The following is a 22,212-nucleotide window of genomic DNA, read 5'->3' on the forward strand; positions in this document are numbered from 1 at the left end:
TTAGGTCCAGAGAAAGCGGGCAGAAGAATACGGGAAGCTGCGCTGAGTGGAATTCCTTAATTCTGCTTGTGCGAGTATCGGGAATTCCCTCGAATTCACCCTTCCGAAAGGGCGGCGCCGGACGGGCGCTCCCACGCCTCCTCGGCGGCCCGCCGGGCGGCCTCCGGGTCGGCCTTCACACCCCGCTCCACCAGCGCGGCACCCAGTGCCGCCAGGCAGTCCCGCACGGCCCCGCGCGTCGCGTCCGGACCGTAGTGGTTGACCCGGATCATCTCGCCCGCCAACGCGCCGCCGCCCGCCGCCAGCGGCAGCGCCGGGTCGGACTCCAGGGCCCGGGCCACCAGCGCGGACGCATCGACGTCCGACGGCGTGCGCAGCGTCGTCGCGACCGGCGCGGCGTCCCTGGCCTCGTACACGTACGGCTCCAGGCCGCCCAGCGCGAGCGCGCCGGCCCGGGCGGCCGCCGCCGCGGACGCGTGCCGCGCCATCACCGCGGCGGGGCCCTCCGCCTCGACGCGCTCGACGCAGGCCTCCAGCGCGAGCATCTCCAACTGCGCCGGCGCGTGCAGCAGCGCCTTGCGCCCGCCGTCGATCCAGCGCTCCTTCCAGTCGAGGAGCGACAGGTACGACCGCCGCGGGGCGTTCGGATTCGCCGCCATCCGCGCCCAGGCCCGCTCGCTCACCGACACCGCCGAGACCCCGGCCGGGCCGCCCATCGCCTTCTGCGCGCCGATCACGCACAGGTCCACGCCCCACGCGTCCGGCAGCACCGGCTCCGCGCCCACCGAGGCCACGGCGTCCAGGTAGAAGAGCGCGCCGTGTGCCCGGACCACCTCGCCGATCTCCGCGACCGGGTTGGTGTTGCCGGTCGCCGCCTCGGCGTGCACGAGGGACACGAAGTCGATCTCCGGGTGCTCGGCGAGGGCCTGGCCGATCTGCTCGGCGGAGACGGCCGTGTGGAACGGCACGGCGAGGTCGTGCACCCGCGCGCCGCAGTCCCGCAGCCAGTCCCCGAAGGTCTGCCCGTACGGTCCCGTGACGACGTTCAGTGCGACGGTGCCGGGCCCCGCCGCGGCGCGGATGGCGCCCTCCAGCGGCAGCAGCGCCTCGCCCTGCATGACCACCACGTCCTGGCCGGTACCGAGCAGGCGCGCGACCCGGTCCTCGATCGCGGCGAAACGTCCGGCGCTCAGCGGGGGGAGGTCCAGGAGGGGATGGGTCACGGCGGTGCTCTCTTCGGTGACGGCGGGTGTGCGGCGCGGGTACGCGGCGTACGGAGTCGAGAGTAACCATGGCGTCCGCCGGCACTCGCGCCGGAGTGCATCCGTTGCGACACCCCCACGCCCGGAATCGTGGCTTCCGTCACAGCCGAAGCGATCACCGTCTGATGAACTGGCCCCGTGTTCCTCGTACTCCTGCTGGTCGTCCTGGTCGCCGTGGTGTCCGCCGTCGGCCTGACCGGCCACGGCGCGAGCGTCCTCGCGGCCCGCCGTGCCCGGGGAACGGGTGCCGGACCGGCTCTGCGCGCCCTCGCCGCCTTCGCCGGCGCCGCCGCCGTCGCGGTGTACGCCTGGGGGCTGCTGCACGTGACCGGCGCCGTCATGGAGTCCGACGGCGGTGCGGGCTCCGCGCCGGCGCCGCCCTGCCGCACACCCGGGAACGAGGAGCGCGCCCTCCACGTCATCGACCAGTCGGTCTCCTTCCTGCCGCTGGGTTTCGTCTGCGAGACCACCGACGGCGGCGAGTACACCAGCGACGACGTCCCCGGCTACGTCAACCCCGCCACCGCCGCCCTGGCCCTGACCGCCGTCGCGGGCGCCGTCGGGGCCAGGTGCGCGAGCGAGCCGCGCGCCCGCGCGGCAGCGCGCGGCGGGGGCGGGTGACCGGCCCCGGACGGGTGTGCGGGCACCGTTTAGGGTGCGGGGCATGAGGGATCGCGCGGTGCTGCACGTGAAGGGTCGGGTGCTCGTCGGACCGGAGGAGGTCCGGGACGAGGTGTGGGTGATCGACGGCCGGATCTCGTACGACCGCCCCACGGGCGCCGCCGACGTCCGCACCGTCGAGGGATGGGCACTGCCCGGCCTGGTCGACGCGCACTGCCACGTCGGCCTCGACCAGCACGGCGCCGTCCCTGCGGACGTCGCCGAGAAGCACGCGCTGACCGACCGCGAGGCGGGCACCCTCCTCATCCGCGACGCGGGCTCGCCCTCCGACACCCGCTGGATCGACGACCGCGAGGACCTTCCGAAGGTCATCCGGGCCGGCCGGCACATCGCCCGCACCCGCCGCTACATCCGCAACTACGCCTGGGAGGTCGAGCCCGAGGACCTGGTCGCCTACGTCGCCCAGGAGGCCCGGCGCGGTGACGGCTGGGTGAAGCTGGTCGGCGACTGGATCGACCGCGACCTCGGCGACCTGTCGGCCTGCTGGCCGCGCGGCGCCGTCGAGGCGGCCATCGCGGAGGCGCACCGCCTGGGCGCCCGCGTCACCGCGCACTGCTTCGCCGAGGACTCCCTGCGCGACCTGGTCGAGGCCGGGATCGACTGCGTCGAGCACGCCACGGGACTGACCGACGACACGATCCCGCTCTTCGCCGAGCACGGCGTCGCCATCGTCCCCACCCTGGTCAACATCGCCACCTTCCCCGCGCTGGCCGACGGCGGCGAGTCCCGGTTCCCGCGCTGGTCGGCCCATATGCGCCGGCTCCACGAACGCCGCTACGACACCGTCCGCAACGCCTACGACGCCGGCATCCCGGTCTTCGTCGGCACCGACGCGGGCGGTGCCCTCGCCCACGGGCTGGCCGGGGCCGAGGTCGCCGAGCTGGTCACCGCGGGCATCTCGCCCGTCGAGGCCCTCGCCGCGACGACCTGGGCCGCCCGGCGCTGGCTCGGCCGCCCCGGCCTGGACGAGGGCGCGCCGGCGGACCTGGTGGTGTACGAGCAGGACCCGCGCGCGGACGTGCGCGTGCTCACCGCTCCGCGCCGGGTCGTGCTCAACGGGCGGGTCGTCGGTTGACCGACGGGAGTGACGCCGGGGAACACCCGTGCCGGAAGATGCGACGAAGATTCGAATAGATCCGCCAAAACCCCACGAAGGGGTGAAGTGCCTCCGGTTCACTGACGGTTGGGCGGACGCGGGGAGATTCTGTCCGGGTCCCAAGCACGTCGCTCATGCGTGCCCCGCACGCATGTCTCACTGGGGGTCCCACCACCTTGAACGGCAACACCTTCCGCATGCCCGCACGCCGTCTCGCCACCGTCGCGGCGGCCACGGCCCTGGCCGCGGGCCCCGCGACCCTGGCCGGCGCGGGGTCCGCCCACGCGACCGGCGACCACGGCCGCGCGAGCGCCACCGTGCTGCGCGCCGCGCTCGACGTCTCCCTGCTCAACAAGACCGTGAACGTCCCGCTCGCGGTCACCCTCAACGAGGTGCAGGCACCCGAGAGCGCCGAGCAGACCGCGCTCACCGCCCGGCTGGACGGCGTCGACGGCGGAAAGCCGTTCAGCGTCCTGCGCGCCGACGTGGCCGAGGCGAGGGCGACGGCCACCGCCGACAAGAGCGAGGGCTCCACGACGCTGGCCCGCGCCCGGCTCCACGTCCCCGGCCTGCCGCTGCTGTCGGTGATCGAGGTCCAGGAGGTCACCTCCACGGCGACCTGCGAGGCCGGGAAGAAGCCGGTCGCCGACGCCAACCTCCTGGGACCGGTGACCGTCCTCGGCAAGAAGGTCACCCTCACCACCGGCGGTCCGACGGACGTGAAGGTGCCCGGCGTCGGCGAGGTGCGGCTCGACCTCTCGAAGACGGAGACCACCTCCCGCACGGCCGCCGCCACCGCGCTCGAACTCAAGGTCTCCGTCAACCCCGGCGAACTGAACGTCGCCGAGGTCGACGGCACCGTCACCCTGGCCAGGGCGACCTGCGAGTCCCCGGCCGCTCCCGCGAACGAGGCCGAGCAGCCCCCGGCCGAGCAGCACGAGGGGCAGGAGGCCGACCCCGCCGCGGAACCGGCGGCCGACGTGAAGGCCCAGGGCGCCCGCACCGAGGCCGACCTGGCCGAGACCGGCGGCAGCTCCGCGACGCCGTACGTCGCGGCCGGAGCCGCGGCCCTGGTCCTGGCGGGCGGTGGGGCACTGGTCCTGGCCAGGCGCAGGCGCGGCTGACGGCGGGGGGACCGGCCGGGGGAGGGGCACTGGCCGGTTCTGGCCGGGGTGCGTGTGCGGGGGTGGACGGTGCTCCGGTTCTGGTGACCCCGAGGGGCGCGGAGGGTGCCGGGGCCCGGTTCTGGCGGGCGGGGGCGCGCTGGTGCCGGCCCGGTGCGATGCGGTGCGGTGCGGCTGACGGTGGGGGACCCGCCGGGGCGGGTCTCGGGCCGGGGTGCGCGGCGCCTGTGGGGGATCCGGGCGGGGGCGGTGGTCCCGGCTGGAGCCGGGCGGCGGTCCTGTGTGTCGCGGGCGGCCGGGGGAGGCCCGGTTCTGGCGGGCGGGGGCGCCGCTTCTGACCCGGAGCGGGCACGGCTGACCCGACGGGGGGCGGAAACCGGCCGGAGCCCGTTGCGCAGGCGCCCCGCGTGCCTCAGGCCGGTTCCGTCGCCGTCAGCGCGCGTTCCAGCGCGCTCAGGAAGCCCTCCGTCGTCGCCCGGTCCCGTACCGCCAGGCGCAGCCACCGGCCGCCCAGCCCCGGGAACGTGTCCCCGCGCCGGACCGCGTACCCCAGGCCGCGCAGCCGGTGCCGTACGGCGGCCGCGTCCGGGACGCCGACCAGGACGAAGGGACCCTCGGCGGGTGCGACGACCCGGAGCCCGGCACCGGCGAACTCCGCGAGCCCGGCGACCAGACGGTCCCGGTCGGTGGCGATGCGGTGGGCGGCGTGGGCGGCCTCCGCCAGCGCGCGCGGCGCCACGCACGCCTCGGCCGCCGCCAACGCGGGCGTGGACACCGGCCACAGCGGCTGGGCGCGCTCCAGCTCGCCGACCGTCTCCGGATCCGCGAGGACGTACCCGATGCGCAGCCCCGCCAGCCCCCACGTCTTGGTGAGGCTGCGCAGGACGACGAGCCCGGATACGTCCGTCCGCCCGGCCAGCGCCTCACGCTCGCCCGGCACCGCGTCCATGAACGCCTCGTCCACCACCAGCGTCCGCCCGGTCCGTGCCAGCGACGCGAGCACGCCCGCCGGGTGCAGCACCGAGGTCGGGTTCGTCGGGTTGCCGACCACCACCAGGTCGGCGTCCTCGGGGACGTCGGCGGGGTCGAGGCGGAAGCCGTCCGCCGCCCGCAGCAGCACCCGGCCGACCGTGTGCCCCGCGTCCCGCAGCGCCGCCTCCGGCTCGGTGAACTGCGGGTGCACCACGACCGGCCGGCGCACCTTCAGCGCCCGCGCCAGCAGCACGAACGCCTCCGCCGCCCCCGCCGTCAGCAGCACCCGCTCCACCGGCAGCCCGTGCCGCGCCGCCACCGCCGCCCGCGCCGCCCGCCCGTCCGGATAGGCGGCGAGCGAACCGAGCGAGGCGGCGACGTGCTCGCGCAGCCAGGCCGGGGGAGTGTCCGCGCGGACGTTCACCGCGAGGTCCACCAGCGCCGCACCGTCGTCGCGCACCTCGGCGTCCCCGTGATGGCGCAGGTCGGGGCCGTCGGCCTCAGTGTGCATGGGAGTGTGCGTGTCCATGCCCGTGATGGTGCCCGTGGTGGTGGTCGCCGTCGTCGTCGGGGTGGAAGTGCGGCTGCTGCGGCAGCCCCACCTTGTCCTCGAACCCCGGCAGCGCGATCCGGTACACGCAGCTGTCGCAGTTCATCCGCAGGTCGCCCTCGACGGCCTCCTCGTACCGCTCCCACACCAGGTCGAGCAGCTCCGGCTCGGGACCGATCACGTCCGCCGAGCGCACCTCGGTCTGCGGGTGCGCGGCGGCCCACTCCTCGGTCTGCTGCCGGACCCGGTCCGGGAGGATGCCGGTGAACAGGAAGTACGGCAGCACCACGACCCGCCGCGCCCCCAGCCGCACGCACCGCTCCAGGCCGCCCGGCACGTCCGGCTCCGCCAGCGACACGAACGCCGTCTCCACGCCCGCGTAACCGCGTCCCTCCCACAGCAGCCGCGCCGCCTTGAACACCTCGGCGTTGGCGTCCGGGTCCGTCGAACCGCGCCCGACCAGCAGCACGGTCACCTCGGACCGGTCCCAGGACGGATCGACCGCCTCCGCCAGGCGCCGCTCCAGCACCCGCAGCAGCGCGGGGTGCGGGCCCAGCGGGCGCCCGTACGTGTACGTGATGCCGGGGTGGCGCTCCTTCTCGCGGGACAGGGCCGCCGGGATGTCGCCCTTGGCGTGCCCGGCGGACACCAGCATCAGCGGCACCGCCGCGAACCGGCGCACACCGCGCTCCACCAGCTCGGCGACCGCGTCGCCCAGCGGCGGCGGGGACAGCTCGATGAAGCCGCCCGCGACGGGCAGCTCGGGATGGCGTCGGCCCAGCTCGCGCACGAAGTCGCGGAACGCCTCGGCTCCGGCCTCGTCCCGGGTGCCGTGTCCGGCGATGAGCAGGGCGGGCGGGGTCGTCACAGGGTCTCCTCGGATGTAGCGGATACGTCGGTTGTCGCGGACGAGTCGGTCTTCTCGGCGCCCGGCGCGGTGTCGCGCGCCTGCCAGCGGTAGCCGCGCGGCGTCACCATGCGCCCGGCGATCTCCCGGGTCGCGGTGTTGCCCACCGTCACGACCGTCATCATGTCGACGGTCGCCGGGTCGAGGGCGGCGAGCGTGCACAGGCGGCTCGACTCGTCGGCGCGCGACGCGTTGCGCACGACACCCACCGGAGTCGTCGGCTCCCGGTGCTCCGCGAGGATCGCCAGCGCCTTGGGCAGCTGCCAGTCGCGGCCCCGGCTGCGCGGGTTGTAGAACGTCACCACGAGGTCCGCCTCAGCCGCCGCTCGCACCCGCCGCTCGATGACCTCCCACGGCGTGTGCAGGTCGGACAGGCTGATCGACACGTGGTCGTGGCCGAGCGGCGCGCCCAGGACCGCCCCGGCCGCCAGCGCGGCCGTCACGCCCGGCACCCCGACCACGTCGATGTCGTCGGACGCCTCGGCCAGCGCCGGCGACGCCATGGCGTACACCCCGGCGTCCCCGCTGCCGATCAGCGCGACGGCGTGCCCGCGCCGCGCCTGTTCGACAGCCGTCCTGGCCCGCTCCTCCTCGGCGCCGAGCCCCGACTCCAGCACCCGGGTGCCGGGCCGCAGCAGATCGCGGATCTGGTCGACGTACTGGTCGAGCCCGACCAGCACCGACGCCCGCCGCAGCTCCGCCCGCGCCCGCGGCGTCACCAGGTCCCGGGCGCCGGGCCCGAGCCCGACCACCGCGAGCCGTCCACGCCCGGGACGCCGTACCACCGCGCAGGTCGCCATCGCGGGCACCGCCGCCGACTTCCGCTTGGGCACGAGGAGTTCACCCCCGCGCACCAGCGCCGCCGCCTCCGCGACCGACGGGGTGCCCACGGCCGCGAGCGGCGCGTCCGAGGGGTTGGGGACCTCGACGCCGGCCAACTCGTCGGCGGGGTACGTCACCAGGGGCACGCCCAGCCGCCCGGCGGCCCCGACGATCCCGGGCTCCTCCGCCTTGGCGTCCACGGTGGCCAGCTCGGCGACCGACGCGGCGGACAGTCCCGCCTCGCGCAGGACGGCCTCCACCAGCCCCAGCACCTCGTCCACCGGCGCCCCCCTGGACGCGCCGATCCCGACGACCAGGGACGGCGGCCGCAGGACGACCTCGCCCTCGGCCGGTTCCACCGCACGGTCCGTCACCCGGATCCCGCAGGCCCCTTCGGCGGTGACCGGAAGCGGCGGCAGCGGCCACGGCACCTCCGCCCACAGCGCCACCGGCTCACCGTCCAGCAGAGCCCGCGACACTCCGGCGACATCGCCCTCCACGGGCAGCCCGAGCGTGTCCAGACCGGCCAGCCCGACCGCGTCGGTCGCCGTCGTCACCACCGGCTCCGCGCCCAGCACCTCGCCGACCGCACGGGCCAGTTCGTTGGCGCCGCCCCCGTGCCCGCCGACCAGCGACACGGCGAACCGCCCGCCCTCGTCGACGCACACCACACCCGGGTCGGTCCGCTTGTCGTCCAGCAGCGGCGCCACCAGCCGGACCACCGCGCCGGTGGCCAGGAAGCACACCAGCCGCTCGCACTCGGCGAACGCGGCCCGCACGGAGTCCCCGACGGGACCCTCGTACACCCGCGTGCGGTCCGGCCACGCCGCGGCCAGCCGGTCCCGCGCCGCCGCTCCCGCCGCCGTGGCGGAAATGAGGCCGATCAAGGGGCAACTCCTTCGGTACGGCCGTGCGGCCTGACGCCCCACAGCAGGAAGACGGGATTGGTGGCCGCGAGCCGGGTCACGTCCCCCGGCAGCGGCGCGAGCCGCGAGGACTGCAGCAGCACCCCGTCGCAGTCGAGACCGGCGCCGAGCAGCGCCTCGCGGGCCGCCGGCACCCGGTCGAGCGCGGCCACGGCGACGACCACGACGCGCCGGGCCCGCCGCGCGCACTCGGCGACGATCGCGGGCAGCCCGCGCCCGCCGCCGCCCACGAAAACGGCGTCGGGGTCGTCCCCCAGACCGGACAGGACCGCGGGCGCCGCCCCGTGCACCACCCGCACGTCGACGCCGTGCGCGGCGGCGTTGGCGCGGACCCGCCCGACCCCGTCCGGCGTCCTCTCGACGGCGGTGACGGCGGCACCGAGCCGCGCACACTCCACGGCCACGGACCCGGAGCCCGCGCCGACGTCCCACACCAGGTCGCCGGGGCGCGGCCCGAGGCGGGCCAGGGCCAGCGCCCGCACCTCGAACTTGGTGATCATCGAGTCCCGGTGCGCGAACGCGTCCTCGTCCAGCGCCCATCCGGCGGGCCCGGGACGCGGCCCAGCGACCGCCCGCACCGGTCCCAGCGCCCGCGCCTCGTCCAGGCACAGCACCACACTCACCGCCGTCCCCCAGTCCCGTCCGGCGGCCTCGGCGGGCGTCACCCGTTCCACGCGCTCCCCGTCGGAGCCCAGCGCGGAGGCGACGACGAACACCCGCCCGTCGTCCCCCAACGCGGCCCCCAGCTCCGCCGGACCGGCCCCGGGACCGGTCAGCACGGCGACCTTCGGGTGCGCCCGGCACAGGTTCACCGCCGTCCGCAGGTCCCGCCCGTGCGCGCTGGCCACCACGGCGTCGTCCCACGGCAGCCCGGCCCGCGCGAAGGCCGCCGCCACGGAGGAGACCCCCGGCCGCACGTCCAGCCGCTCGGGCCCGAACCGCTCGGCCAGCGCCCGCACGATCCCGAAGAACCCCGGATCACCGGAGGCCAGCACGGTCACCGGCCGCCCCTCGGCGACGTACTCCGCGACCGTGTCCAGGGCGGGCGCCAGCGCCCCGAGGACGACCGTCCTCGCGCCCTCCGGAAGCCGTACGGCGTCCAGGTGCCGCCGCCCGCCGACGACCAGCTCCGCGCCGTCGGCCACGTCCTCGGGCAGTGGGGAACCGGTCCCCGCCCCGACCACCGTGATCACGTGCTCGCACCCCGCGAGCGCAGCTCCCTGCGCGCCTCCGGGTCGGCCTTGCGATAGCCGTGGAAGTGCCCCGGGTGGTAGAGGTGCGAGCGGGTGCCGTGCGCGTCGAGGGCCGGGCCGACCAGGAACAGGGTGTGCTTCCAGAGCCTGTGCTCCTTGACCGTCTCCTCCAGCGTCCCGATCGTGCACCGCACGACCAGCTCCTCCGGCCAGGTCGCCTGGTAGGCGACGACGACCGGCGTCTCGGTCGGATAGCCGCCCTCCAGCAGCTCCCGCACCAGCTGGCCGCTGCGGGCCGCCGACAGGAAGACCGCCATGGTCGTGCCGTGCTTCGCGAACTCGCGGACCTCCTCCCCGGGCGGCATCGGCGTCTTGCCCCCGCCGAGCCGCGTGAGGACCACGGACTGCGCGACCTCCGGGATGGTCAACTCACGCTGCGCGAGCGCGGCCACGGCCGAGAACGCCGAGACGCCCGGCACCACCTCGGTCGCGACGCCGAGCTCCGCGCACCGGTCGAGCTGCTCCTGCGTGCCGCCCCACAGCGCCGGGTCCCCGGAGTGGATGCGGGCCACCCGCAGCCCCTCCTCCCGGGCCCGCCGGTACACGGCGACGACGTCCTCCAGCGACATCGTCGCCGAGTCCAGCACCTCGGCGCCCTCCCGCGCGTGCTGGAGCACCTCCGCCTGGACGAGGCTCGCCGCCCAGATCACCACGTCCGCCTCGGCGATCGCCCGCGCCGCACGGAACGTCAGCAGGTCGGCGGCGCCGGGACCGGCACCGACGAAGGTCACCCTGGCCTCGGAATCCATCGTTTTCGGTCCTCTCCTGTGCGTCCTGTTCCTGTGCGCCGTGCGCATATTTACTGCGGTTGCTGCTGTCGTACGCGCGTGAACGCGGGGTGATCGGATACCAAGGGCCCATGGCGGTCTTCGTCGCGCTCGGCGCGTTCCTGATGACGCTGGCCGGCGGCTGGACGGCACAGCGCGTGACCGACCGGCGCCATCTGGTCCTGGGCCTGGCCGGCGGCCTCATGCTGGGCGTGGTCGGCCTCGACCTGCTGCCGGAGGCCCTGGAGGCGGCGGGCGACGAGGTGTTCGGCGTGCCCGCCGCACTGCTGCTCTTCGTCGCCGGATTCCTGCTCGCGCACCTGGTGGAACGCCTGCTGGCGGCCCGCCGCGCCGCACACGGCGCCGACGAGCACGGCCACCGCTCGCCCGAGGTGGGCCTGACGGCCGCGGCCGCGATGGTCGGCCACAGCGCGATGGACGGCGTGGCGATCGGTGCGGCCTTCCAGGTCGGCGGCGGCATGGGCGCGGCGGTCGCGATGGCCGTGATCGCCCACGACTTCGCGGACGGCTTCAACACCTACACACTGACCAGCCTGTACGGCAACGCCCGCCGCCGCGCCATCGCGATGCTGGTCGCCGACGCGATCGCCCCCGTCGTGGGCGCGGCCTCCACCCTCCTCTTCACCATCCCGGAGGGCGTGCTCGGCGCCTATCTCGGCCTGTTCGGCGGCGTACTCCTCTACCTCGCCGCGGCCGAGATCCTCCCCGAGGCCCACCACGAGCACCCCGCGCGCTCGACCCTGCTGTGCACGATCGCGGGCGCGGCGTTCATCTGGCTGGTGGTGGGCATCGCGGAATGAGCGCCGGGAACGGGAGGCGGTCACAGCTTGCCGCCCCGCCCGCCCTCGCGCCGGGCGGGCGCGATGAGCGTCGACAGATACGGCAACGGAGCCCCGTCCAGCTCGCCGGCCGGCCGCACCGACTCCTCCGGCAGCCCCAGCGCCGACCCCCACACGGCGTCGTCCAGCCGCCCGCTCTCCCGCAGCGCCTCGGCCACCTCGGACGCCTGCCGGCCGAACTTGTAGGCGACGACCGTGCCGGGCCCGTGCAACGCCTCCTTGAGCACCGCGGACCCCGCGGTGACCGGCACCAGCGTCAACGGCTCCGTGCCCTCGGTCAGCACGGCCCCCGACCGCGCCGCGAGGTCCTGCATGGCGGTGATCCCCGGCACGGTCTCCACGACCGTCCCCGGCACCAGCGCGCCCACGGTCTGCGCCAGGTAGGTGAAGGTGGAATACACGTTGGGATCACCGATGGTCGCGAAGGCGACGGCGGCATGCTCCCGCAGCAGCCCGGCCACCCGCTCCCCGGCCGCGTCCCAGGCCGCCTCGCGCCGCGCCCGGTCGGTGCGCTCGTTCAGCGCGAACACGACCCGCACGACCTTCTCGGCGCCCACGTAGTGCAGCACGGTCGCCTCGGCCCGGCCGCGCTCCCCGCCATCTTTTCCATCGGATGCAGCCATGACGGGCACGACCACGACATCGGCGTCCCGCAGCGCGTTGACGCCCTTCACGGTCACCAGCTCCGGATCCCCGGGCCCGACCCCGACCCCGATCAACCTGCTGCTCATGACGTCCGGCACCTCTCCACGAACCGACGGGCGACACCGGGCTCGGCCGCCCAGTGCGTGTGCAGATAGCTCGCGTGCACACCGCGCTCCACAAATCCCTCGACGCGCCGCTCGGGCGCCCGCATCCCCCACGCCGGTGCCGCCCCGGCCCCCGGTTCCACCACCGTCCGGTGGAACTCGTGCCCCCGCATCCGCGTCCCCGCCCCGGCCAGCGCGCTGTCGGACACGGCCACGGCGTCCCGGTAGCCCAGCGTCAGCCGCTGCGACATCCGCGCGGCGGCGTCCAGCACCCCGCACATCGGCAACCCGTCCAGCTCCCGGCACAGATACAGCAGCCCCGCACACTCGGCGGCCACGGGAGCACCGCTGAGCGCCAGCTCGGCGACGGACTTCCGCAGCCCCTGGTTGGCGGACAGCTCGGAGGCGTACACCTCGGGGAACCCGCCTCCGATGACGAGCCCCTGAGTGCCCTCCGGCAGTTCCTCGTCCCGCAGCGGATTGAACGTGACGACCTCGGCCCCGGCGGCGGCGAGCAGCTCGGTGTGCTCGGCGTAGGAGAACGTGAAGGCGGGTCCACCGGCAACGGCGACGCGCTTTCTCAGCCCGTCCGGCGCTTGAGGACGAGGCCGTCCGGGCCGAACGAGGGGGTCTGGGGGCGCAGCCCCCAGGGACGGGACGGGAAGGGGCGGCGGGGGCGAGGAGACCAAGGCCTCACCCGCGTTCCAAGCCGCACAGGACAACGCACCGGCGCTGCGCGCCAACCCGACCAACGCCTCCAGGTCACACCCGGCGGCGACCTGCGCACCCATCGCCGCCACGGCATCCACCGCATCCGGGCCCCGCTCGGCAACAGGCACCAGCCCCAGATGCCGCGACGGCACGTCGACCCGCGCGGCCCGCCGCAACACCCCGAGGACCGGCACCCCGACGGAGTCCACCGCCTCCCGCAGCAACACCTCGTGCCGGTCCGACGCGACCTTGTTGAGGATCACGCCCCCGATCCGCACCTCCGGGTCCCAGGACACGAACCCGTGCACCAGCGCCGCCACCGACCGCGACTGCGAGGACGCGTCCACGACCAGCACCACCGGCGCCCGCAACAGCTTCGCGACCTGCGCGGTGGACGCCAGCTCGCCCTCCCCGGCGGCCCCGTCGTACAGCCCCATCACGCCCTCGACCACGGCGATGTCGCACCCGCGCGCCCCGTGCAGGAACAGCGGCCCGACCAGCTCGGGCCCGCACAGGTACGCGTCGAGGTTGCGGCCCACCCGCCCGGTGGCGAGCGCGTGGTAGCCGGGGTCGATGTAGTCGGGCCCGACCTTGTGCGGGGACACGGCGAGCCCCCGCGCCGTGAGCGCGGCCATCAACCCGGTGGCGACGGTGGTCTTGCCGCTCCCGGACGAGGGCGCGGCGATGACGAGCCGGGGAACGGCGGAGCCGGAGTCGGAGGAGGTCACCACTCGATGCCCCTCTGCCCCTTCTGCCCCGCGTCCATCGGATGCTTGACCTTGGACATGTCGGTGACGAGATCGGCGAACTCCACGAGGGCGCCGGGCGCGTTCCGCCCGGTGATCACGACGTGCTGGGTCCCCGGCCGCTCGCGCAGCACCGACACCACCTCGTCGGTGTCGACCCACCCCCAGTGCATCGGGTAGGCGAACTCGTCCAGCACGTACAGCTTGTACGTCTCGGCGGCCAGGTCCCGCTTGACCTGCTCCCAGCCCTCGCGGGCCTTCTCCTCGTTGTCCATCTGGGCGTCCCGCTGGACCCAGGACCAGCCCTCGCCCATCTTGTGCCAGTCGACGGACCCGCCCTCGCCGCTGGCCCCCAGCACCCGCAGGGCGTTCTCCTCGCCGACCTTCCACTTCGCCGACTTGACGAACTGGAACACCCCGATCGGCCACCCCTGGTTCCAGGCCCGCAGCGCCAGCCCGAAGGCGGCGGTGGACTTGCCCTTCCCGATGCCCGTGTGCACCACGACCAGCGGGCGGTTGCGCCGCTGACGGGTCGTCAGACCGTCGTCCGGTACGACACTCGGCTTCCCCTGCGGCATTACGCGGCCCTCCTGCTGCCCCGAACGTCCCTCACCAGACCGGCGATCGAGTCGGCCCGCAGCTCGTCCAGCGTCACCGCGGTACCGCCCAGCTCACCCGCGAGCTGCCCGGCGAGCCCGAGCCGCACGGGCCCCGACTCGCAGTCCACGACCACGGACGCGGTGCCCTCGGCCGCGAACAGCCGCGCCGCCCGCCCCGCCAGCGCGACGGGCTCGGGACCACCCGTGGCCCGACCGTCCGTCACGACGACCATCAGTGGCCGCCGCGCCGGGTCCCGCAGTCGCTCCACCCGCAGCACCTCGTGGGCGCGCAGCAGGCCGGCGGCGAGCGGCGTACGCCCGCCCGTCGGCAGCGACTCCAGCCGCACCGCCGCCGCGTCCACCGACGAGGTCGGCGGCAGCGCGACATCCGCGGCCGAACCCCGGAAGGTCACCAGCCCCACCTTGTCCCGCCGCTGGTACGCGTCCAGCAGCAGCGACAGCACGGCGCCCTTGACGGCACTCATCCGCTGCCGCGCGGCCATCGACCCGGAGGCGTCGACGACGAAGAGCACGAGGTTGCCCTCACGCCCCTCACGCGTCGCCTGCCGCAGATCGTCCCGGCGTACCACGAGCCCCGGACCGCTGCGACCCCGCGCCCGCTGGTGCGGGGCGGCGGCCTGCACGGTGGCGGCCAGGTGCAGCTTGGTCAGGGCACCCTGCGGCCGCCGGGCGCCCGTGGTCCGCCCGTGCTCGGTCCGCGCCCGCGAACGCCGCCCGGCGGCACCCTCGCCGAGCCCCGGCACGCTCAGCACCTTGGTCCGGAAGGGCTCGGCGGCACGCGCGGGGGACTGCTCGCCGGCACCACCGGAAGGCTGCGGCTCGCCGCCCTCCCCGGCCTCGGGCCGCGCGGCGGCGTCGCCATCGCCCTGCGGCGCGTCATCGGGCTCGGGCTGCCCACCGGGACCGCCCCCGGGACCCGGATCGGGGTCGTCGTCCCCGCCTCCGTCCCCGTCCTGCCCGCTGAACTCCTCCAGCGTCTCGTCCAGCTTGTCCTCGTCCAAGCCGGGGGCGTCGAAGGGATTGCGCCGCCGCCGGTGGGGCAGCGCGAGCAGGGCCGCCTGCCGCACGTCCTCGGCGAGCACCTCGGTCCGCCCGGCCCAGGCCGCCAGCGCCGTCGCCGTACGCGCCATCACGATGTCGGCCCGCATGCCGTCCACCTCGAAGGCCGCGCAGGTCGCCGCGATCTGCCGCAGCGCCCCGTCGCCCAGGCGCACCGACGGCAGCAGCTCCCGCGCCCCCACGATCCGCGCCCGTACGGCGGCCTCCTCGTCGGCCCAGCGCGCGGCGAAACCGGCCGGGTCGTCGTCGTACGCCAGCCGGCGCCGTACGACCTCCACGCGCTGGTCCGGCTCGCGCGAGGCGGCGACCTCGACGGTGAGTCCGAACCGGTCGAGCAACTGCGGGCGCAGCTCGCCCTCTTCGGGGTTCATGGTCCCGACGAGCAGGAACTTCGAGGCGTGCCGCACGGACACGCCCTCGCGCTCGACGTAGGAGGCGCCCATCGCGGCGGCATCCAACAGGAGGTCGACCAAGTGGTCGTGGAGGAGATTGACCTCGTCGACGTAGAGGATCCCGCGGTGCGCGTCGGCCAACAGCCCCGGCTCGAAGGCCTTCACGCCCTCTGCGAGCGCCCGCTCGATGTCGAGGGCGCCGACGAGTCGGTCCTCGGAGGCACCGACGGGCAGCTCGACCATCCGCGCCGGGCGCGAGGCGAAGGCACCCGGCTCGTGCGGGCCGTCCGGGCAGCCCGGGTCGGGGGAGTCGGGATCGCAGGAGAAACGGCACCCGGAGACGACGTCCACCTCCGGCATCAGCGCCGACAGCGCACGCACGGCCGTGGACTTCGCGGTGCCCTTCTCACCACGGACCAGCACACCGCCGACGGCCGGGGAAACGGCGTTCAGCAGCAGCGCGAGCCGCAGGTCGTCCTGCCCCACGACGGCCGTGAACGGGAACGGGGTACTCACTTGTCGTCGCCCTCCAAGTCACCTTCGAGCTCCAGATACGTGGCGCGCAGCCGCTCCAGCGTCTCCGCGTCCGGCTCCGCCCACAGTCCCCGGTCCGCGGCCTCCAGCAGCCGTTCCGTGATGCCGCGCAGTGCCCAGGGGTTGGACTTCTTCATGAAGTCCCGGTTCTCGGGGGCGAAGACGTACTCGGCGCTGAGCCGCTCGTACATCCAGTCGTCCACGACCCCGGCCGTGGCGTCGTAGCCGAAGAGGTAGTCCACGGTGGCCGCCATCTCGAAGGCGCCCTTGTAGCCGTGCCGCCGCATCGCCGCCATCCAGCGCGGGTTGACCACCCGGGCCCGGAAGACCCGGTGCGTCTCCTCGCCCAGCGTCCGGGTCTTCACCTGGTCCGGGGTGGCCGAGTCACCGACGTACGCCTCGGGGGAGGACCCCGTCAGATGCCGCACCATGGCGACCATGCCGCCGTGGTACTGGAAGTAGTCGTCGGCGTCGACGAGATCGTGCTCACGCGTGTCGACGTTCTTCGCCGCCACCGCGATCCGCCGGAACGCCGTCTCCATGTCACCGCGCGCCGCCCGCCCGTCCAGCCCGCGCCCGTAGGCGTAGCCGCCCCACACCGCGTACACCTCGGCGAGGTCCGCGTCGCTGCGCCAGTTGCGGGCGTCGATCAGCGGCAGCAGACCCGCGCCGTACGCGCCCGGCTTGGAGCCGAAGATGCGGGAGGTCGCCCGGCGCCGGTCGCCGTGCTCGGCGGTGTCCTCGTCGGCGTGCGCCTTCACGAAGTTGGACGATGCGGGCTCGTCCAGCTCCGCCACCGCCCGCACCGCGTCGTCGATCAACCCCACCACATGGGGGAACGCGTCCCGGAAGAAGCCCGAGATGCGCACCGTCACGTCCACGCGCGGCCGGCCCAGCTCCGCCACCGGGACCACCTCGAAGCCCGTCACCCGGCGAGAGGCGTCGTCCCAGACCGGACGGCAGCCCAGCAGCGCCAGGATCTCGGCGATGTCGTCGCCCTGGGTGCGCATCGCGGACGTGCCCCACACCGTGAGGCCGACGGACTTCGGGTACTCGCCGGTGTCGCTCAGGTACCGCTGGATCAGCGAGTCGGCCAGCGACTGCCCGACCTCCCAGCTCAGCCGGGACGGGATCGCCTTCGGGTCGACGGAGTAGAAGTTCCGGCCGGTCGGCAGGACGTTGACCAGGCCGCGCGTCGGGGAGCCGGACGGCCCGGCCGGGACGTAACCGCCGTCCAGGGCCCGCAGGATGTGCCCGATCTCGTCGGAGGTCCGGGCGAGGCGCGGCACGACCTCCGTGCAGGCGAACTCCAGCACCGCCACCGCGTCGCCGAGTTCCGTGCCCAGCACGTCCCGCACCAGGCCCGGGACGGCCGCCCGGTCCCACGCCCGCAGCTCCATGCCCTCGGCGAACCGCCGGCACAGCTGCTCGAGCAGGTCGATCGCGTCGGCCGCCGACCGCGCCGGGCCGTCGACCAGGTCGGTCAGTTCCACCGGCGCCTTCACCGGGGCGCCGGGCTCGGCCAGCAGATCCTTCTCCACCAGCCCGAAGTGCTCGGCCAGACAGGCCCGCAGGCCCGGCAGCGCGTTCGCCTGCCCGCCCCACACCTGCGAGGCGCGCAGCACCGCCAGGACGAGGTTGACGCGCGGCTCGCCGACCGGGCCGCCGCCCAGGACGTGCAGGCCGTCGCGGATCTGCACGTCCTTGATCTCGCACAGGTAGCCGTCGATGTGCATGACGAACTCGTCGAACGCGTCGTCGTCCGGCTGGTCGTCCACGTGCAGGTCGTGGTGGAGCTCGGCCGCCTTGACCAGCGTCCAGATCTGCGCGCGGACCGCCGGCGCCTTCGTCGGGTCCAGGTCGGAGACGAGGGCGTACTCGTCGAGCAGCTGCTCCAGCTTGGCCAGGTCGCCGTAGGTGTCGGCGCGCGCCATCGGCGGCACCAGGTGGTCGACGACGGTGGCGTGCCCGCGGCGCTTGGCCTGGGTGCCCTCGCCGGGGTCGTTGACGATGAACGGGTAGATCAGCGGCAGGTCGCCGAGGACCGCGTCCGGTGCGCAGCCGGCGCTCAGCCCCAGCCCCTTGCCCGGCAGCCACTCCATCGTGCCGTGCTTGCCCATGTGCACGATCGCGTCGGCGCCGAAACCGTGCTCGAGCCAGCGGTAGGCCGCCATGTAGTGGTGCGACGGCGGCATGTCCGGGTCGTGGTAGATCGCGATCGGGTTCTCGCCGAAGCCGCGCGGCGGCTGGATCATCACCACGACGTTCCCGAACCGGAGGGAGGCCAGCACGATGTCGTCGCCGTCCACGTACAGCGAGCCCGGCGGCTCGCCCCACGCCTCCCGCATGCCCTCCCGCAGCTCCGGGTCCAGCTTCTCGAACCAGGCCCGGTAGTCGGCCAGCGGCACCCGCGCGGGCGCCGCCGCCAGCTGGTCCTCCGTCAGCCACTCCACGTCGTGACCGCCCGCCTCGATCAGCCGGTGGATCAACTCGTCGCCCTCGGAGGGGTACTCGGTGACCCCGTAGCCCGCCTCCCGCAGCGCGTCCAGGACCCGCACCGCGGACGCGGGGGTGTCGAGGCCGACGGCGTTGCCGACGCGGGAGTGCTTGGTCGGGTACGCCGTGAAGACCAGCGCCAGCTTCTTGTCGGCGTTCGGCTTGTGCCCGAGCGCCGCGTGCCGGACGGCGATCCCGGCGACGCGCGCGGCCCGCTCGGGGTCGGCGACGTAGACCGGCACCTCGTCCGGCCCCTGCTCCTTGAAGGAGAAGGGCACCGTGACGAGCCGTCCGTCGAACTCCGGGATCGCCACCTGCATCGCAGCGTCCATGGGGGACAGGGCGGCGTCGGAGGCCTCCCAGGCGGCCCGGGAGGAGGTGAGGCAGAGGCCTTGCAGCACCGGCACGTTCAGGTCGGCCAGCGCACCGATGTCCCACGCCTCCTCGTCACCGCCCGCCGAGGCCTGCGAGGCGTGCGTGCCGCCGGCCGCCAGGACGGTGGCGACCAGGGCGTCGGCCCGGCCCAGCAGGTCGTACAGCCCGGGGTCCGCGTCGCGCAGCGAACCGCAGTACACCGGCAGGGCGTTGGCGCCGCGCGCCTCGATCGCCTCGCACAGCGTGTCGACGAAGGCGGTGTTGCCGCTCAGCTGGTGGGCGCGGTAGAAGAGCACGCCGACCGTCGGGCGGCCCGCCACGACGTCCCGCGAGCCGTGGACGCCGTACTCCGGCATCTTCCGCGGCTCGTCGAAGCCCTCGCCGGTCAGCAGCACCGTGTCCGACAGGAAGCGCGCCAGCTGGGCGAGGTTGTCCGGGCCGCCCTCGACCAGGTAGCGCAGGGCCTGCGCCACCACCCCGGCCGGGACCGACGACTCGGCCATCAGCTCCGCGTCCGGCACGCTCTCGCCGCCCAGCAGGACGGTCGGGATGCCGGCGGCCCTCAGCGCGGCGAGCCCGTCCTCCCAGGCGCGCTTGCCGCCGAGCAGGCGGACCACGGCGAGGTCCGCGCCCTCGACCAGCCCGGGCAACTCCTCGCGGACGTCGACCCGGGTCGGGTTGCCGATCCGGTAGGCGGCGTCCGACGCGCGGGCCGCCAGCAGGTCCGTGTCGGCGGTCGACAACAACAGCACAGTGCTCATGCGGGCGCTCCCGGTGGAATGAAGGGCAGTCCTTGCGGCGCGCCGGACTCGATGAGCCGCCACAGCGCGTCCGTGTCCGCGTGGTGTTCGATCAGGTCGCCGAGCCGGTCGAGCTGCTCCTCGCGCAGCGCGGCGAACGAGGTGTCGGGGGCCGGCACGAAGCGGCGGCCCGCGGCGGCGGCCACCTCGCGCAGGAACGCCCGCCGGAAACCGTCCGACTCCAGCGAGCCGTGCCAGTGCGTGCCCCAGGTCTGGCCGACCCGGCAGCCGTCCAAGAAGGGGGCACCGCCCGTGACTTCGGCGACGCCGTGGTGGATCTCGTACCCCTCGACGTGCTCGCCGAGGGCCTCGCCCACCGGCCGGGTGAGGGTCTTCTCGCGGGCGAACCGCACCCGCACGGGGAGCAGTCCCAGCCCGTCCACGTGCCCGGCGCGGGACTCGACCTTGTCCTCGATGTGCTCGCCGAGGAGCTGGAAACCGCCGCAGATGCCGAGCACGGGCCGTCGCTCGGCGACCCTGCGGGCGATCGCGTCCGCGAGCCCCCGCTCCCGCAGCCACTGAAGGGCCCGCACCGTCCCGCGCGTCCCCGGCACGATCACCAGGTCGGCGTCGGCCAGTTCCTCCGGCCGGTCCACGAACCGCACCACGACGCCCGGCTCGGCGGCCAGCGCGTCCACGTCCGTGAAGTTGGACATCAGCGGGACCGCGCAGACCGCGACCCGCAGCACGTCCTCGCCGACCGGCGGGGCGACGACCGACTCCCGCACCGCCCCGCGCAGGGAGACGCGCAGCCCGTCCTCCTCGTCGATGCCGAGCCCGTGCCGGAAGGGCAGCACGCCGTACGTCCGCCGCCCGGTGAGGCCGTGCAGCATGTCGAGCCCGGGCTCCAGGAGCGACACGTCGCCGCGGAACTTGTTCACGAGGAACCCGGCGACCAGCGCCTGGTCCTCGGGCGCCAGCAGCGCCACCGTGCCGAAGAAGGAGGCGAAGACGCCCCCGCGGTCGATGTCGCCGACGACGAGGACGGGGAGTCCGGCGCCCCGGGCGATCCCCATGTTCACGATGTCGGTGCGACGCAGGTTGATCTCGGCCGGGCTGCCCGCCCCCTCGCAGATCACCGCGTCGTACGTGCCGCGCAGTTCGGCCAGCGAGTCCAGCACCGTGCCGAGCAGCCGCTCCTGGCGTCCGCCGTGATAGCCGCGGGCGCTCATCTCGCCCACCGGCCTGCCGAGCAGCACGACCTGGCTGCTGCGTTCCCCGCCGGGCTTGAGCAGCACGGGGTTCATGTGCGCGGTCGGCTCCACCCGGCAGGCCTGGGCCTGCATGGCCTGCGCCCGCCCGATCTCGGCGCCGTCCCGGGTCACGAAGGAGTTCAGCGACATGTTCTGCGCCTTGAAGGGCGCCACCTTGACGCCCTGGCGCACCAGCCAGCGGCAGATCCCGGCGGTGACGACGCTCTTGCCGGCGTCGGAGGTGGTGCCGGCGACGAGGAGGCCACCGTTCATGACGTACGTCCCTTCGTGACACCCGGGTTCTTCGCGGCGGCCCGGCGGGCGAGCAGCCGCACGCCCGCGCACACGCCCAGCGCCAGCCAGCCCACGCGCCGGGAGAGGCGTACCGCACGGTCGATGTCGCCGGAGCCGGACGCCCGTACGGCGCGTCCCGCCGCCCCGTTGAGGACGGGCCGGTGTTCGACCCGCCCGCCGTAGGAGAGCGTGCCGCCGAGCCGCACGCCGAGGGCGCCCGCGAACGAGGCTTCCACGGGCCCGGCGTTGGGGCTCGGGTGCTGTGCGGCGTCCGCGCGCCAGGCCCGTACGGCGCCGCGCGGGTCGCCGCCCGCCACGGTGGTCAGCACGGCGGTGAGGCGGGCGCCCGGCCAGCCCGCGAGGTCGTCGAGGCGGGCCGAGGCCCAGCCGTAGCGGCGGTACCGGGGCGACTTGTGGCCGACCATCGCGTCCAGGGTGTTCACGGCCCGGAAGCCGAGCAGCCCGGGCACCCCGGCGGCCGCGCCCCACACCAGGGCGCCCACCACCGCGTCCGAGGTGTTCTCGGCGACGGACTCCACGACGGCCCGGGCGATTCCGTCGGCGTCCAGCGCCTGCGGGTCCCGCCCGCACAGGTGCGGCAGCCTCGCCCGCGCCGCCTCGACGTCCCCGGCGTCCAGGGCACGGCCGATGGCAGTGGCCTCGCGGGCCAGCGAGGTGCCGCCGACGACCGACCAGGTGGCCGCGGCGGTCAGGGCGACGGAGGCGGCGGGGGAGCGGCGTACGGCATGCGCGGCGGCCGAGCCGAGGACGGCGGCGCCGCCCGCGCACACGACGGTGTGCAGGGCGCCCCAGCCCCGGTGGTCCCGCCACAGCACCTGTTCCACGGCGCCCGCGGCACGGCCGAACACGGCGACCGGGTGCCCGCGGCGAGGATCGCCGAGGAGGAGGTCACCGAGGAGGCCGGCGGCGGCGCCGTACGCGAAGACGCGTCCGGCACGCACGGCTCAACCGGCCGTGGGAAGGGGAAGTCGAAGCGTGTCGCTGGTGAGCCCGGAACGGCAG

At 75.0% G+C, this 22,212-nt stretch carries 17 protein-coding genes; 4 read left to right on the forward strand and 13 right to left on the reverse strand.

Annotated elements, in window-relative coordinates; genetic code table 11:
* Positions 1–95: 95 nt before the first annotated feature.
* Positions 96–1,223 (reverse strand): pyridoxal-phosphate-dependent aminotransferase family protein, encoded by a 1,128-nt coding sequence (locus ACFYZ3_RS04260; RefSeq protein ID WP_388513864.1) that lies wholly within the window; start codon positions 1,221–1,223, stop codon positions 96–98.
* Positions 1,224–1,400: 177 nt separating this feature from the next.
* Here ACFYZ3_RS04260 and ACFYZ3_RS04265 point away from each other — a divergent pair, with 177 nt between their 5' ends.
* The 3 genes from ACFYZ3_RS04265 to ACFYZ3_RS04275 all read left to right on the forward strand — a co-directional run bounded on the left by ACFYZ3_RS04265 (position 1,401) and on the right by ACFYZ3_RS04275 (position 4,163).
* Positions 1,401–1,883, forward strand: a complete 483-nt coding sequence (locus ACFYZ3_RS04265; RefSeq protein WP_388513865.1) for a hypothetical protein — start codon at positions 1,401–1,403, stop codon at positions 1,881–1,883.
* A gap of 43 nt (positions 1,884–1,926) precedes the next feature.
* Positions 1,927–3,018, forward strand: a complete 1,092-nt coding sequence (locus ACFYZ3_RS04270) for an amidohydrolase family protein (RefSeq protein WP_388513867.1) — start codon at positions 1,927–1,929, stop codon at positions 3,016–3,018.
* 197 nt (positions 3,019–3,215) lie between these two features.
* Positions 3,216–4,163 carry an SCO1860 family LAETG-anchored protein gene (locus tag ACFYZ3_RS04275; protein ID WP_388513869.1) on the forward strand — a complete coding sequence of 316 codons (948 nt, stop codon included), beginning with the start codon at positions 3,216–3,218 and terminating at the stop codon, positions 4,161–4,163.
* Positions 4,164–4,575: 412 nt separating this feature from the next.
* On the opposite strand, the gene cobC is transcribed toward ACFYZ3_RS04275, so the two are convergent.
* Genes cobC through cobM form a run of 5 tightly spaced genes read right to left on the reverse strand, consistent with a single transcriptional unit; the run spans position 4,576 to position 10,342 of the window.
* Positions 4,576–5,664: an Rv2231c family pyridoxal phosphate-dependent protein CobC gene (gene cobC, locus ACFYZ3_RS04280; protein WP_388513870.1), complete on the reverse strand. Its 1,089-nt coding sequence runs from the start codon at positions 5,662–5,664 to the stop codon at positions 4,576–4,578.
* On the reverse strand, positions 5,636–6,553 hold the full coding sequence (locus tag ACFYZ3_RS04285; protein WP_388513871.1) for a sirohydrochlorin chelatase: 918 nt from the start codon (positions 6,551–6,553) through the stop codon (positions 5,636–5,638). The genes cobC and ACFYZ3_RS04285 overlap by 29 nt, the downstream gene beginning before the upstream one ends.
* Positions 6,550–8,301 carry a precorrin-3B C(17)-methyltransferase gene (cobJ, locus tag ACFYZ3_RS04290; RefSeq protein WP_388513873.1) on the reverse strand — a complete coding sequence of 584 codons (1,752 nt, stop codon included), beginning with the start codon at positions 8,299–8,301 and terminating at the stop codon, positions 6,550–6,552. The genes ACFYZ3_RS04285 and cobJ overlap by 4 nt, the downstream gene beginning before the upstream one ends.
* On the reverse strand, positions 8,298–9,533 hold the full coding sequence (gene cbiE, locus ACFYZ3_RS04295; RefSeq protein ID WP_388513874.1) for a precorrin-6y C5,15-methyltransferase (decarboxylating) subunit CbiE: 1,236 nt from the start codon (positions 9,531–9,533) through the stop codon (positions 8,298–8,300). The genes cobJ and cbiE overlap by 4 nt, the downstream gene beginning before the upstream one ends.
* Positions 9,530–10,342, reverse strand: a complete 813-nt coding sequence (gene cobM, locus ACFYZ3_RS04300) for a precorrin-4 C(11)-methyltransferase (protein ID WP_388513876.1) — start codon at positions 10,340–10,342, stop codon at positions 9,530–9,532. The genes cbiE and cobM overlap by 4 nt, the downstream gene beginning before the upstream one ends.
* Positions 10,343–10,452: 110 nt before the next feature.
* Between cobM and ACFYZ3_RS04305 the strand changes: the two genes are divergently transcribed.
* A complete protein-coding gene (locus tag ACFYZ3_RS04305; RefSeq protein ID WP_388513877.1) occupies positions 10,453–11,181 on the forward strand; it encodes a ZIP family metal transporter in 729 nt (242 codons plus the stop codon).
* A gap of 20 nt (positions 11,182–11,201) precedes the next feature.
* Here the strand turns inward: ACFYZ3_RS04305 and cobI are convergent, their stop codons facing one another.
* From cobI to ACFYZ3_RS04340, 7 genes are read right to left on the reverse strand one after another with little or no spacing between them, the layout of a single operon-like run.
* Positions 11,202–11,951, reverse strand: coding sequence for a precorrin-2 C(20)-methyltransferase (cobI, locus tag ACFYZ3_RS04310; RefSeq protein ID WP_388513879.1), 750 nt, complete (start codon positions 11,949–11,951; stop codon positions 11,202–11,204).
* Positions 11,948–13,408, reverse strand: a complete 1,461-nt coding sequence (locus tag ACFYZ3_RS04315) for a cobyrinate a,c-diamide synthase (RefSeq protein ID WP_388513880.1) — start codon at positions 13,406–13,408, stop codon at positions 11,948–11,950. The genes cobI and ACFYZ3_RS04315 overlap by 4 nt, the downstream gene beginning before the upstream one ends.
* Positions 13,405–14,004 (reverse strand): cob(I)yrinic acid a,c-diamide adenosyltransferase, encoded by a 600-nt coding sequence (gene cobO / locus ACFYZ3_RS04320; RefSeq protein WP_003976969.1) that lies wholly within the window; start codon positions 14,002–14,004, stop codon positions 13,405–13,407. The genes ACFYZ3_RS04315 and cobO overlap by 4 nt, the downstream gene beginning before the upstream one ends.
* Positions 14,004–16,013 carry a putative cobaltochelatase gene (locus ACFYZ3_RS04325; RefSeq protein ID WP_388513881.1) on the reverse strand — a complete coding sequence of 670 codons (2,010 nt, stop codon included), beginning with the start codon at positions 16,011–16,013 and terminating at the stop codon, positions 14,004–14,006. The genes cobO and ACFYZ3_RS04325 overlap by 1 nt, the downstream gene beginning before the upstream one ends.
* A complete protein-coding gene (gene cobN, locus ACFYZ3_RS04330; protein WP_388513882.1) occupies positions 16,010–19,663 on the reverse strand; it encodes a cobaltochelatase subunit CobN in 3,654 nt (1,217 codons plus the stop codon). The genes ACFYZ3_RS04325 and cobN overlap by 4 nt, the downstream gene beginning before the upstream one ends.
* Positions 19,660–21,168, reverse strand: coding sequence for a cobyric acid synthase (locus tag ACFYZ3_RS04335; protein WP_388513883.1), 1,509 nt, complete (start codon positions 21,166–21,168; stop codon positions 19,660–19,662). The genes cobN and ACFYZ3_RS04335 overlap by 4 nt, the downstream gene beginning before the upstream one ends.
* The gene (locus ACFYZ3_RS04340; RefSeq protein WP_388513884.1) at positions 21,165–22,151 is read right to left on the reverse strand and encodes a cobalamin biosynthesis protein; all 987 of its coding nucleotides are present in this window, start codon (positions 22,149–22,151) and stop codon (positions 21,165–21,167) included. Before ACFYZ3_RS04340 ends, ACFYZ3_RS04335 begins: the two co-directional genes overlap by 4 nt.
* Between the last annotated feature and the right edge of the window lie 61 nt (positions 22,152–22,212).

Source organism: Streptomyces sp. NPDC001599, assembly GCF_042893535.1.
In the GTDB taxonomy this organism is placed as follows: Bacteria; Actinomycetota; Actinomycetes; order Streptomycetales; family Streptomycetaceae; genus Streptomyces.